Below are 13,273 nucleotides of genomic sequence, written 5' to 3'. Positions count from 1 at the left end.
ACAGTAGAGAATCTGCTGACCATGACAAGCGGCATAACTTTTAATGAATCAGGTATCGTGTCCGGAAATGACTGGCTTGGAAGCTTTCTGAATGCATCTGTCAATGGAAAACCCGGAACGGAGTTTCAATATAACAGTCTGAATACTTATGTTCTTTCTGCAATCGTGACGAAACGTACAGGAGAAACCCTGACCGAATATCTGACTCCGAGACTGTTTGGTCCTCTTGGTATCACGAAATATTACTGGGAAACCTGTCCGAAAGGAATTACAAAAGGCGGCTGGGGACTGTTTCTCTGTGCAGAAGACATGGCAAAACTTGGCCAGCTGTATCTTCAGAGGGGAAAATGGAATGGTCAGCAGCTGGTGTCTGAATATTGGATAGAAATATCTACGGCACGACATCTGAAAACTCAGAATGACACCTATGGATATGGATATCAGCTATGGATGGAACAGCGCCCGGGAAGCTTTGAATATAATGGAATGTTGGGACAGAATGTTATTATTTATCCGGATATGGATATGGTTCTTGTCACAAATGCCGGGAATAAAGAAATGTTTCAGGACTGTATCATGCTGAATATCATTCGGAAATATTTCCCTGTTAATTATCATCCCGCCGATGTTCTACCTGAGAATCCACTCTCCTATAGTCTTCTGAAACGGTTGTGCGGAGAACTGGAAAATGGAGAGAATAATAACAGAAGTACTTCTCTGCGCGGGAGATGGAAAAGAAATGTAGTTTCCAGAAGGAAGCATTCAGATAAAAAGTACAGCTACCGTATTTCAGCAGCCGTTGATCGCCCATCTGATCATCACAGTTTTATGCGGGCTGTAAGCGGCAGAACTTATGTTATGGAACAGCAGAATATTGGAATTGCGCCGTTGTTTGTGCAGGTATTCCACAATAATATGACAGATGGTATTTCTGAAATTTCTTTTACTTATGATGCGGGAAACTTTTACGTTTCTTTTACCGAAGGTGAGGTAATCCATAAACTTCCTGTTGGATTTGGAAGGGCTGCGGATGGATGTGTTGATCTTCATGGAGAACATTACCTTGTAGCTACACTGGGAGAATTTGCAAGGGATGAAAACGACATCCCAGTATTAAAGCTGGAGATTACTTTTATAGAAGAATGTGTGAAACGAAAGGCGCACATTTTCTTTCATGAAGATGATGAAATTGAGATCAGATGGAACGAAACACCCGGTAAAAAAATGATTCTGGCAGGACTGAGTTCTATTACTGAAGAACTGTCAGGAAACTTCCTGTATAATTCGCTTCTGGGAGATCATAATATTACGACGACAGAACTGCTGCACCGGCTTATGGAACAGACGATTGAGCCTGCTGTAAGGGGATATCTGAAGAGTTCGAAAGAAACAGACAGTATTGATACAGATGAGTGAATATAATAAAGTCTCATATACAAAAATGCATTTCTCACTAAACGATTAAGATGAGAAATGCATTTTGCATTTTACAGGTTGATTTTATTTATGGTATGAATTATTCACGAGGATTGCTATAGTTCTGTTTAGTCCTGTTTTACATTAAAAGCTTTCATTCCCGGATATACTGCGCTTGCGCCGAGCTCTTCTTCGATACGGAGAAGCTGGTTGTATTTTGCAACACGTTCGGATCTGCTGGGAGCTCCGGTCTTAATCTGGCAGGTGTTCAGTGCTACTGCAAGGTCTGCGATTGTTGTATCTGCTGTCTCGCCGGAACGATGAGAAGAAATTGCGGTGTAGCCTGCTTTGTGAGCCATTTTAATTGCTTCCAGTGTTTCAGATACGGAACCGATCTGGTTTAATTTGATCAGGATCGCATTACCTGCGCCAAGGCTGATACCTTTTGCAAGTCTTTCTGTATTTGTAACAAACAGGTCATCACCGACAAGCTGTACTTTGTCGCCAAGTCTGGCTGTAAGTTTCTGCCATCCTTCCCAGTCTTCTTCATCCAGACCGTCTTCGATAGAGATGATCGGATATTTTTCGCATAATTTAGCCCAGTGCTCAATGAGCTCTTCGGATGTATACTCTGTGCCGGCTTTTGGAAGTTTATAATATCCTTTGCCTTTTTCACTCTTCCATTCAGAGGAAGCAGCATCCATGGCAATCCTGAAGTCTTTGCCTGGTTCATATCCGGCTTTCTTAACTGCTTCAAGGATTGTCTCGATTGCTTCTTCATCGGATTTCAGTGCAGGTGCGAAACCACCCTCATCACCTACTGATGTAGCAAGTCCGCGTTCTTTCAGGATAGAAGCAAGTGCGTGGAAGACTTCTGCACACCATCTTAAGCATTCTTTGAAGGAAGGTGCCCCAACTGGCATGATCATAAATTCCTGTACATCCAGACCGGATGATAATGCGTGGCATCCACCGTTTACGATGTTCATCATTGGAACTGGAAGACGGTTTCCGGATACTCCGCCAAGGAAACGATACAGCGGAATCTCAAGAGAAGTTGCTGCTGCTCTGCAGCATGCGATAGATACTGCAAGGATTGCATTTGCTCCAAGTTTGGATTTATCTTTTGTTCCGTCTGCTGCGATCATAGCTGCGTCTACTGCATAGATGTCGCTTGCATCGAGACCTTCGATTGCTTCGTTGATTGTTGTGTTGATATTCTCTACTGCTTTCTGTACGCCTTTTCCAAGGTAACGAGCTTTATCTCCATCTCTTAATTCCAGAGCTTCGAATTCTCCTGTAGATGCACCGCTTGGAGCTGTTCCTCTTGCTACAGTGCCATCCATCAGATATACTTCTGCTTCTACTGTCGGATTTCCTCTGGAATCCAGAATTTCTCTTCCAATTACTTTCTCAATTTCTAAGTACATGATAAATCCCCTTTCTGGTTTTGCATTTGGACTCCTGGTACACCGCAACTGGGATGTACCGGGTGGATCATATCTGAGGTACGGTTTTTCAGCAGAACCGTGATTTCAGCAAGTACAGATGTGATCCGGTGTTCCGAAGAATTCAGCAGTCTTCGGATGGAGTTCAAATGATTTAATTCACACGAGAGTTTACTATATCTAACTCTGTTAGTTAGTATATTCTAACTTTTATAAAAATGCAAGAGGGAAATTGGTGGGATATTGAGAAAGTATTTCAGAAAAAATATAGATTTATATTTTAGTTTAAGATTTCAAAATAATTAAAGTAAAAAAATCTTCAGATATCTAAAATAACTCTCAAATATCTGAAGATTTTTTATATTACATAAACAAGTATTTAATTAATGAGGGCATTTTGCATATGTAACAGTATTATCGTATTTAGCATTAGCGCTATATCCACATTTTTCGCATCTTTGGCATTTATATATTTTCTAACAGTACATCCGCCAGAAGAATTTTTGGAATGTGTATAAAAAGTTGCCGGAACCATACTATGTGTACATAATGCATAGGTGTCTGATGATTTTTGTGCTACTATCTGATTTCCATCTGCATCAACATATACCGTATCACCTTGAGAAAAATCAATAGATTTTATTATACTTTCATTTACATCATCAAATCCAAAATCATATATTGAATCATCAGAAACGAATTCTTCAAAACTTTCATCCGACGATTCGTACTGGCTGATACGCCATTACCGTCCCAGCGCTCGCCGCAACTGTCAACTCCACACTGCTGCCATAATTCCTCTCTGTAACATCCCTTTTCTCTTTTCCTTCATCATGTAGTTGATCCTCCTTTTTAATGTTTTAAAATCCTTTCCTTCTTTATTGTTTTTATGTCCGGAAAGGTTATTTTTCCACACGGCTGGGCGAATATCAGAAGTTGCGGCTTCTAATACCAGCAAACTTGCATAGTCTTGACGTTTTTCTTTTGTACAGCCATCGACGGCTACACTGTCACTGACTATTTCTGCTGTATCTATGTAAAGGAAAAGTAAAAGATATGCCACAGGATTCATCCAGTGCAGGCACACAACGCAAAAGGCATAAAAGTTTTACTAAATTGTCATGATTTTTCAAATGTGTATGTTCATGCTTATATACCATAATAAAATCCAGGATGCAGAGGAAAGCTCTACTGGAAACACAATCTTCTGACCGGAAAAATCCAATGGTACATGGACCACAGATCTCATCTGGAATCAGATAATAGGTGAGATTATCTCTGGATTTTCAATCTTTTCAAAGATATAGTTCCGTATAGAATGTGCACCTCTCCAGTATTTAACAATCTCATAGATTGCAAAGATAATAATTCCTGTTAACCAGATTCTGGCAAATAGATTAAACCATTGAGGTATCCATATGTACTCACCCTGCTTTTCACTCCAGAAAGCCAGAGAACCTGACATATAGGAATCAGCTTTTCTACCAATTAACATTGTTTCTGGAAGTGCATCTTTTGGAAGCAAATATTTAACCAACTGCACAGGTACCAGATAAAAGAACACACCTGTCAGTAGTAATCTTCTTCCAGAATGTAATTATAGTTTCCACGCTGGATTATATACAAAAGTAAACAGATCACAACAGGAATACTTCCTGCAATGGACATACAAACTAACAGTTCCATTTAAACATCACATCATTTCTTCTTAATATATTCTAATAAATATTCTTTCTCTTCCTCTGTAAGTTTCTGATCAGAGGTCAGAGCACTGACAAGGATGTTCATATCAGGAACTATATATCCTGATGCGGATGACCTGAAAGTGTGTGCAGATTTGGCAGCTTCAGTTTCACCCTTTTCTTTAGCAAGTTCATTTAACTTATCATACAGGTAGCGGTTTCTCAATCCAAGAACAAACATAGATGCCGGGTATAGTAAGGATACTACAGCAGCACCAATCATGTATAAAGTAAATGTATGTGTATCGTTTACCGGAGGTTTGCTCATAAAGTTAATAAAGAAACCAATACCAGAAAAAACGGTAAATAAAATCCAACAGACAAGTTCTATTTTCTTTTTCATTCTTTCGTCTCCAGATCATTAATAATTGTAAATTTCTGTCATTTCTTAACTACAGTTAGTCTACCATATTTTGCACAAATTAAGCAACTGATTTTTATGAATTTATCGGACTTCTTACCGTCATTATTCGAGATTTATCGAGAAATTGCACAATAGATTATGGACTTGTGTTACATTTTTTGAACACTTCTTCCATAGCGCGTCATCCGAGGACTGCAAGCTCCTTCTGATAAACTGCGGAGTAGTTATTTGGTATAGAGCCACGTAGCGAAGCGGTAGATTTTATCCGCTTGACAAATACATTTATCAGATATATTTCTGAAATGCTCTCAATATGCAAAAAAGATTCCATTTTTCTATAAATCATTCAAATCCATGACTATTGATTTCATCTACCAGAGACACATCTCTGAATGCAACAAGGTGTCTGATAAAGTAAAAAGCCAGGAAAGAACTGTTCAATCACTGAACAATTCCTGCCTGGTTTCTCATGGAAAATTAAAACGTATTTTTATTTATGAAGAAAAGAAAACAGTCCTTTTTTCTTTTCATATGGCTCTGATGTAATGCCTTTTACTTCATATCCTGTAGCACTGATCGCTGTTTTTAATTTTGCTTCGTCTACCGGTCCGTCTGAGATGATCACGGTTTCTCCTTTGCTGTGGGAAGATGTAACTTTATCTACCTGGAAAGCTTTTCTCACTGCATCATTTACGTGAGATTCACACATACCGCACATCATGCCGTCTACTTTTACAGTTGTTTTAATCATGTTGTTATCCTCCATTTCTATTATTACAATACTGTTAAAAGCATGATCTGTCATTATAAATTAGAACTCACTAACAGAAATTATAGCATATGTTTTTTTCTTTTACAATAAGTGTAAGTTTTAATTGTAATTAAAATTTTATGCTACTTTTTTGCTTTAATTTCAGTAGTTTTATGCCAATGCCTGGGCAAGAGCTTTCTGAATTGCTCCAAGGATTCCCTCTGAGGAATAAGTGGCACCGCTTGCAGCATCAATTCCGTCTGCTGACTGATTTCCCATAATCTGAGGATAAATAGTTTCCCATGCATAATCAAAGTACTCAGGTGAATCACTGTTACTCTGTTCAATAGATGCAATCTGACCGCCCTGAATCGTTACGGTTACATTTACTCTTCCACTGTATCCGTAGCTTGAGCCTGTATAAGTTCCGTCAATATATGGTCCTGTAGGTTCCGGCGTAGGCTCCGGAGTCTCTTCCGGTGTTGGTGTGGGAGCTGGTGTTTCCTCTGGTGTTGGAGTGACTTCTGGAGTCGGAGTTTCTTCCGGTGTCGGGATTGGGGTTGCCTCAGGAATTGGCGTAACTGTTACTTCTGGTGTTGGAGTTGGTGTCACTTTTGTGGTGCCTTTTTCTGCCTGCTTCTGAATATCTTTCATTGCGTTTATGATACCCTTTGAAGAGTAGGTTGCACCACTGACAGTATCAATGCCATCGACAGACTGATTCTGAATGATCTCATTTTCCAGGATGTCCCATGCTTTCTTAAAGAACATAGGCGTATCTGTATGCTCTGCTTCCAGAGACTTGATCACACCTTTTTTAATCTTAGCTGTCAACGTAATTGTCCCACTGTATCCTTTACCGGTTCCTGTATAGGTTCCGTCTTTGTAAATCTGTTCGTCTCCCGGCTTCGGTATTGGAGAAGGTTTCTTTGTCGGTTTCGGTGATGGAGTGGGAGTTGGCGTAACAACTGCCTGATTTCCTGATGGAATTGCCTGTGACAATGCATTCTGAACCGCAGTAATAATTCCGTTTGAAGAATAAGTGGCACCACTGACTGCATCTACGTTCGGAGACTGGCTTGCAAGAATTTTGCTGATCACACCCTGTGCATTTGCAAAATAGGAGGCTGTTTCGTTTGATGCATCTACAATATTGATAGCTGCAATTTTATGGTCAGTGACAGTTACCTGAACAGTGATCGTTCCTCCGAAACCGGTTCCGGATCCTGTATAGGTACCATCTGCATATCCACCGGCAGGAACTTCTGTAGTTGGTGTGACTGTGCTTCCTGCACCACCCCCTGCTGTACCTCCATTTGCAGAGGAACCTGTAGATGAATTTTTCTTTGTTCCTGTTTTAATCTTACTTGTTTTTTTTGATGTTTTTGAAATTGAGGTTCCATTGGTTTCAGAAGAGTCTTCTGAATCAAAATCCTTACCTGCAGTTCCTTGTGAAATCAATTCTTTAATCTCGTCAGTAGACATAATATTATTATTGGAAACCGATGTAGTCTCCACAGGACTTTTATCTGCCTGATAACAGGTTACACAGACTGCTGCAAAAACTGCTGCCGCAGGAATAAGCTTTAACCATGAACGGAAACTGTCCTGTTTGGGTTTCATTTCCGGAGTCTTATTATTTTTCTGCTCATTATTTTTGTCCATAAATTTCTCCTTCTTCAATAGTTCCAGGAAATCATATTCAAATGATTTCTTTTCAACTGTATAAAGTTTTACAGTTGAAAAGAAATCCTGCCCTTTCTGGTGGGATACAGGATTTCTTTCCTCTTGTCTGCGAATCCGATTGCAAATATCCGCCTGACTTCAGTCAGGTCAGATTATTTTACAGTTACTTTAACTGTTTTGGTTACGCCATTGCATGTTACTGTGATCTTGGCAGTACCTTTTTTAATACCTTTAATTGTACCCTTGGATGATACTGTAGCAATTTTCTTGTTGCCGGATTTGTATGTAACTTTTCCTGACGGAGCTGCTTTTGCTGTGATCTTAGTTGTTTTGCCGACTTTTACAGATACAGATGTTTTGCTCAGTGTAAGAGTTGGATTTTTAACTGTTACTTTGCAGGTTACCTTTACATCTCCGCATTTAGCTGTGATGACTGCACTACCTTTTGCTTTTGCAGTAACTTTACCGGTTGTTTTGTTTACGGCTGCAACTTTTGGGTTACTGGAAGTAAATGTAACTTTTGGTGCATCTGCTCCTGTTACAGTTGCCTTCAGTGTAGTTGTTTTTCCTTTGTAAACAGTGGCTGTTTTCTTGTTGAGAGTTACTGTTACCTTCGTATCTGCTTTAACAAGAGCCTCTACTGCTGCGTTCAGATGAGCTGTAGCTTCATCAACCTCTGCCTGAGTTGGCTTTTCTTTTGCAAGAAGATCCTTTGCTTCCTGAAGCTCTAACTGCATTGCCTTCCAGGAATCTGCTGTGTAATCTGCTTCTTTTAAGGCTTCTGCTTTTTCTACTGCTGCTTTTAATGCTGTTGTATCTGCTTCTCCTGCTTCCGGTTTTACGATGTTTGCATCTGTTGCATTAACTTCAAATACAGTATCTGCATATCCCATTGCATATACGGTGATTTTCCATTTGCCGGTTCCATCTGTTCCTTTTGGAAGCTGGCAGCGGTAGGAATCTGTCAGACCAAGCTGGATTCCCATTGCCTTGTGCATCCAGTTATCTGCTGCAAATTTTGTTCCGTAAGATGCCAGAACTTTATTACCATTTCCGTAGTAATCCCATTTTACAGCATACATTTTAGCACCAAGAGCACCATATCCGTCACCTGTAATATCTACTCTTAAGAATTCGCCGTAACTTCCACTTGCTTCTTTTACTGTTGCGGTAACATTGGATGCTGTCTGGAGTGCCTGATCTTTAAGTCCGGAACCTGTACCGTTTGTTCTGGCCTTGAATGTGAATGTTCCATCGGAACCTTTTACAGCTTCTTTTAAGCCGTTTGTTTCAGCGGTAACATCCGCAACTGCACTATAGGACTGCAAATTGTTTTCTCCAAATCCTCCGGCAACTGTGCTTCCGTCTTCCACAACCTTGAACTGGGATTTGAAGGCTTCATAATCTTCTGCTTTTACTGCGACAGGTACATATTTCAGGCCTACTACGTTATAATGGTCGAATTCTACAACACTTCCATCAGCTTTTGTAATCTGTCCTCTTTCAGGCTGATTCAGCTTTACAGTTGTTCCGTCTGTAAGAACTGCATCATTAGCTGAGGTCCAGTAGGAAATCTCATAAGAACCGCCGTTTTTGTCATACATGATTGCTTCACACTGGTAGCTTCCTCTGTGCAGGCCATGGTTTACAGTAGCTCTGGTTACTGTGTCGAAACCGCCTTTGTCAAGTTCATCATGGCTGTCTTTTGTTCCATTGGAAGCTGTGTTTGCAGCATTATAAACTCCCTCAGATGCCCAGTACTGTGCCCATGTCAGACCTGCATAGACATATTTGTAGCCTGTTTCTGCTGTTGCAGCGAATTCATCTTCTGCTGCTGCCTGATCGTCAACAAAAGGTGTTTCCTCATCGCCTGCAAAAGCATCAGCGGTGTCATCTGCTGCATCAAACTCATCTGTCTGTGCCTCAGTCTCCACAGCAGTATCAGATGTAAAATCCGCAGCCATAACCGGTAATCCTGAAACCATCATTGCTGCACTTAAAATTGCAGGAGCTGCCATTTTGATTAAATTTCCCTTGCGCATACCTTTAAATCCTCCTGAATATGAGTTAATAAATATATTTCCAAACTGTCCGGAAAACTGAAATTTTTGACAGTTCAGAGATCTTTATATAGATAAACCTATTCACCGATGGAATAAGTATCTTTCAGTAATTGAAATCTTTCTTTCATGCCTTCCGTCATCCAGACATGATCAGAATCATCTACGAACAGTCCGTCTGCATTGTATTTCTTCAAAAGTTCTTCTGCCTTTTCTTTTCCCAGTACAAAGCATGCAGTGGAAAGTCCGTCTGCGTTCAGACCGTCATCACACACAACCGTCACAGATGTGAGACCGCTTCTTGCAGGATATCCTGTAGCAGGATCCAGTATATGATGATATCGAACACCATCTTCTATAAAGTATTTTTCGTAATCTCCGGAAGTAGATAAAAATTCAGTTATTCAGAGTAACTACTCCCAGGTAATCACCTTCTGTATCCCGCGGATCAGTGACAGCTACCTGCCAGACAGAGCCGTCAGGTTTGCTTCCATAGCTCATAACACTGCTGCCGCCGAGATTCAGGATCATGCCTGATACATTTTTATCTGCATCAAGAATCTTCTTTGCTGCATCGCAGCCGATTCCCTTACCTGCAGCCCCCAGATCAAGAGTTACTCCCTCCGGCATGGTAACTTTATTTCCATCCAGAGTCACCTTGTCATATCCTACATTTTCAAGCAGGGAATTTAATTCATCATCTGAAGGAATATGCGGATCCTCTCCGTCAATGTCCCACAGGCGGATCACTCTTCCCATAGTAGGATCCATGGCTCCGCCAGAAGCTTTCGACAAATCCAGTACCTGTTTTAAACAGGTGGCAGTTTCATCAGATACCGTTGTTGTATTCCCGGCATTTTGATTGATCTGGTATATCTGAGAACTTTCTTTTGTCCAGGAGATCCAGTTCTCTTCTACATCTTTTAATGCAGAGATTACGTCTGCTGTGATGTCCTCACCTGTTGTGTAAAGAGTCTCTGATACTACGGTGTCCATAGCAAAGTCTGTTTTGGTGTATGTGTTTATTTCAGAGTTTCCCCATGCAGTCCGGGATGTACATAAAAGAGAGGCCGTAATGAAAAGTCCCAGTACAAAAGAGCGTTTGTTTGTCATATATTTCTGATTCCTTATCCTCTTATTGTTATCATCAACTAACTCTATAGACTATATCACTGTCGGAAAAGTATGTCTACCAATACAGTTAGTTCTTACTAATCAAATTTTTTCAATAAGTTAGCAGTTGCTAATTTTTATCAATAATAGTGCCTGTATGAATATTTTTCCTTGGGCAGACTGCAGTGCAGGCGTGACAGCAGATGCATTCCCCTGAATGTGCAGTATCACCGTCAATATCCAGGTGTGCGGGGCATCTCTTCTTACAGAGAGTGCACTTTGGCGCACAGTTTGGACGATTTCGTTTGAAAAGTGCTCCCGGGATGATCGGCATGATTGCAAATACTGCTCCCATGGGACAGAGAAACTGGCAGAAGAAACGCTCCTGTGTACACATTCCGGCCATGATCAGGATCAGCAGAACTGTTCCCACAATGTAGGTAGATTTCGGCAGTCTGCCTGTTGTAAGCATGGAGAATACATCCCATGGACTCATTCCCTGTAATTTAGAATAGAATCCTGTCATGCAGGAAAGAAGCAGGAACGCAAGGAGTACATATTTTACTTTCTGCAATCTGTGTACACATTCCTCCGGATATCCATGTTTTTTCTTTTTTCCAAAGCATTTCGCACGGATAAACGCGGTAAGCTCATACAGAGCATCTCCCAGTGAGCCAAACGCACAGGCATAACCGCAGAAATGACGCCCGAACAGAATGGTAGTAATTAACAGTAACGCCGTAATATCCAGAAAAGAGTTCCAGGTTACGCTCTGCTGTCCTCCGATTGTAAGAAAGATGGATTTGACTCCTGCAAATGCCGTAGAAAAAAGGGAGGGCGCTGCTATAAAAAATATAAGCTGTATGGCGGCACGGATCAGCCGTACCTTTCGTTGTTTCTTTTTCATGCGTTTTCCGCCTTTGATAATGCGTCATTTACTGCTTCTAAGATACCGGTAGAACTGAAAGTTGCTCCTGGGAAAAGAGTGCTGCAACATCCCTTGTGCTTCTTGCTCGCTAATCACACTGTGTTTATGACATTCTCGCCCTGTGACAGATAGAGCATCTGTCCTCACCCGGTGCACTGACTACACTGACTGCTGTAATGGTATCATCTTCCAGAGTCACCTGAACAGTCATCGTTCCACCGTATCCGGTTCCTGAACCTTCAAAAGTACCGTTCTTATATACATTATCAGAATCATCGGCATCTTCAGAATCTGCCTGATCTGCATTTTCTTTATCCTCTGCAGAATCCTTTTCAGATTTATTATCAGCTTCCGAAGATACATCAGAAGAAGCATTACTTTCTGATGCTGTTTTTCCTGTTCCTCATAAGTTTCCTTTAATGCTGTAAGGATCTGGTCCTGCTGGTTCTCCAGGCTCTCTGTTTTGGCAGTCAGATCTGCAATATTCTGGGCCTGTTCTTTATCCTTTACTGTTCCGTTATAGAAAAATACCGCCATGATAATCAGCAAAAGTGCGATCAGACGCAGATAAAAATTTTGATTATTCACGTTGTTTCCTCTCCTTCATTTTTTTATTTGCCGGATATGATATCTGTTTTTGGATGAAGCAAAACTTAATCATAACTAACTTTAAAAGTGTATCATTTTCGTATACAAAAATCTATATATAACAGATTTTGCTAATGTTGTTTTTTTTTCATTAAGATGACCCCGGAACAAAATCCGAGGTCATTTATTGTGTGAATTATTTACCTGTTATCGTTTATTTTACTTTTACTGTAAATACCTTCTTAACACCATTGCAGGTTACTGTGATTTTGGCAGTACCTTTTTTCTTTCCTTACAACGCCTTTGGAGCTTACTGTTGCAATCTTGCTGTTGCTTGACTTGTAAGTAACCTTTCCTGATGGGGTTTTTACTTGCGGAAATCTTTGTTGTTTTTCCAACTTTTACAGTTGCTGAAGATTTGGTAAGTTTCAGGGATGGATTTTTAACTGTTATCTTACAGGTTACTTTGTATTCTCCGCAGGATGCTGTGATCACTGCTGTTCCTTTTGCCTTAGCAGTTACAACACCTTTGCTGTTTACAGCAGCCACTTTTGTGTTGCTGGACTTCCATGTGATTTTATCTGTAAGGTTTGTTGTAACTTTGAGAGTGGTTTTTGTGCTGCCTTTTGTATAAAGAGTCTTGGAAGAAGTATTTAATTCAAATGTGTTTTCTGCTTCTTTATAAGTAAAAGTAAGATTATTCTTATATCCCACAGCAGTTATTTCGAAAACAGTTGTGTCTGTCACCTGAAGATCTGTGAGATCAAGAGTTCCATCTTCTTTTACAATGATTTTGCTTCCTTTTCCTGTTGCAGCATATTCTGTATCATCAACTTTTACTTTGCTGATGCTCTTAATGTATGCAGAGAACTCTTCTGCTGTAGTGCCTTTTGCTGCAACCAGTTTTGTCTCGTTACTGTCATAAGAAGCCGGCATTTTGTTTGTATTTACTGTAAATTCAGTTACAATGGCTGCATATTTTCCGCTGGCATCTGCAATTTCAACCTTATGTGTTCCCAATGCAAGAGCTCCAACTGCAAGTTTTCCGTCTGTGCAGGAAACCACTGTTTTGTCTACAGTATACTGTGCCTTGAAGTCTGCCGGCAGAGCCTGGTCAAAGGTAACTGCTGCAGATGAGTCTGTATTCATAATATCTGCTACTGTTGCCTTAATTCCT

General features: G+C 40.4%; 13 protein-coding genes and 1 pseudogene. 1 reads left to right on the top strand and 13 read right to left on the bottom strand.

All coding sequences use genetic code 11. The features are described from left to right. Positions 1 to 1,416 (top strand): serine hydrolase domain-containing protein (locus AC075J_RS13780; RefSeq protein ID WP_476390431.1); only part of this gene is annotated, 1,416 nt, incomplete at its 5' end. Positions 1,417 to 1,544: 128 nt separating this feature from the next. Here AC075J_RS13780 and eno read toward each other — a convergent pair. The 13 genes and pseudogenes from eno to AC075J_RS13715 form a co-directional block, all read right to left on the bottom strand. Beyond that, on the bottom strand, positions 1,545 to 2,849 hold the full coding sequence (gene eno, locus AC075J_RS13775) for a phosphopyruvate hydratase (protein ID WP_118616664.1): 1,305 nt from the start codon (positions 2,847 to 2,849) through the stop codon (positions 1,545 to 1,547). A 787-nt stretch (positions 2,850 to 3,636) separates the two neighbouring features. Then, positions 3,637 to 3,927: a hypothetical protein gene (locus AC075J_RS13770; protein WP_476390430.1), complete on the bottom strand. Its 291-nt coding sequence runs from the start codon at positions 3,925 to 3,927 to the stop codon at positions 3,637 to 3,639. 192 nt (positions 3,928 to 4,119) lie between these two features. Further along, positions 4,120 to 4,389, bottom strand: coding sequence for a hypothetical protein (locus tag AC075J_RS13765; RefSeq protein ID WP_476390429.1), 270 nt, complete (start codon positions 4,387 to 4,389; stop codon positions 4,120 to 4,122). 173 nt (positions 4,390 to 4,562) lie between these two features. Continuing rightward, positions 4,563 to 4,949, bottom strand: a complete 387-nt coding sequence (locus AC075J_RS13760; RefSeq protein WP_118616655.1) for a hypothetical protein — start codon at positions 4,947 to 4,949, stop codon at positions 4,563 to 4,565. Between the two features lie 511 nt (positions 4,950 to 5,460). Then, complete coding sequence (locus AC075J_RS13755; protein ID WP_055052796.1) at positions 5,461 to 5,721, bottom strand: heavy-metal-associated domain-containing protein; 261 nt, start codon at positions 5,719 to 5,721, stop codon at positions 5,461 to 5,463. Positions 5,722 to 5,892: 171 nt separating this feature from the next. After that, positions 5,893 to 7,386 (bottom strand): FMN-binding protein, encoded by a 1,494-nt coding sequence (locus AC075J_RS13750; protein WP_173706388.1) that lies wholly within the window; start codon positions 7,384 to 7,386, stop codon positions 5,893 to 5,895. 173 nt (positions 7,387 to 7,559) lie between these two features. Then, positions 7,560 to 9,449: a penicillin-binding Tp47 domain C-containing protein gene (locus AC075J_RS13745; RefSeq protein WP_476390428.1), complete on the bottom strand. Its 1,890-nt coding sequence runs from the start codon at positions 9,447 to 9,449 to the stop codon at positions 7,560 to 7,562. 98 nt (positions 9,450 to 9,547) lie between these two features. Further along, positions 9,548 to 9,826, bottom strand: coding sequence for an FAD:protein FMN transferase (locus tag AC075J_RS13740; RefSeq protein ID WP_476390432.1), 279 nt, complete (start codon positions 9,824 to 9,826; stop codon positions 9,548 to 9,550). Between the two features lie 37 nt (positions 9,827 to 9,863). Continuing rightward, positions 9,864 to 10,580: an FAD:protein FMN transferase gene (locus AC075J_RS13735; protein ID WP_476390427.1), complete on the bottom strand. Its 717-nt coding sequence runs from the start codon at positions 10,578 to 10,580 to the stop codon at positions 9,864 to 9,866. Between the two features lie 130 nt (positions 10,581 to 10,710). Next, on the bottom strand, positions 10,711 to 11,487 hold the full coding sequence (locus AC075J_RS13730) for a 4Fe-4S binding protein (protein ID WP_118616659.1): 777 nt from the start codon (positions 11,485 to 11,487) through the stop codon (positions 10,711 to 10,713). A 228-nt stretch (positions 11,488 to 11,715) separates the two neighbouring features. Next, positions 11,716 to 12,096, bottom strand: a complete 381-nt coding sequence (locus tag AC075J_RS13725) for a hypothetical protein (RefSeq protein WP_476390426.1) — start codon at positions 12,094 to 12,096, stop codon at positions 11,716 to 11,718. 242 nt (positions 12,097 to 12,338) lie between these two features. Further along, positions 12,339 to 12,494, bottom strand: a complete 156-nt coding sequence (locus AC075J_RS13720; protein ID WP_476390425.1) for an Ig-like domain-containing protein — start codon at positions 12,492 to 12,494, stop codon at positions 12,339 to 12,341. 100 nt (positions 12,495 to 12,594) lie between these two features. Beyond that, positions 12,595 to 13,032 (bottom strand): annotated as a pseudogene (locus AC075J_RS13715) (Ig-like domain-containing protein); the annotation flags it as partial. Positions 13,033 to 13,273: the final 241 nt, after the last annotated feature.

The sequence above is a fragment of the Blautia sp. ZXY-1-C6 genome, from assembly GCF_056339875.1.
This window is presented reverse-complemented; position numbering and strand designations above follow the sequence as displayed.

Bases quoted from the DNA above. Each gene is read 5' to 3' on its own strand.
- AC075J_RS13760 (WP_118616655.1), bottom strand. From the start codon at position 4,949: ATGAAAAAGAAAATAGAACTTGTCTGTTGGATTTTATTTACCGTTTTT.
- AC075J_RS13755 (WP_055052796.1), bottom strand. From the start codon at position 5,721: ATGATTAAAACAACTGTAAAAGTAGACGGCATGATGTGCGGTATGTGT.
- AC075J_RS13750 (WP_173706388.1), bottom strand. From the start codon at position 7,386: ATGGACAAAAATAATGAGCAGAAAAATAATAAGACTCCGGAAATGAAA.
- AC075J_RS13745 (WP_476390428.1), bottom strand. From the start codon at position 9,449: ATGCGCAAGGGAAATTTAATCAAAATGGCAGCTCCTGCAATTTTAAGT.
- AC075J_RS13735 (WP_476390427.1), bottom strand. From the start codon at position 10,580: ATGACAAACAAACGCTCTTTTGTACTGGGACTTTTCATTACGGCCTCT.
- AC075J_RS13730 (WP_118616659.1), bottom strand. From the start codon at position 11,487: ATGAAAAAGAAACAACGAAAGGTACGGCTGATCCGTGCCGCCATACAG.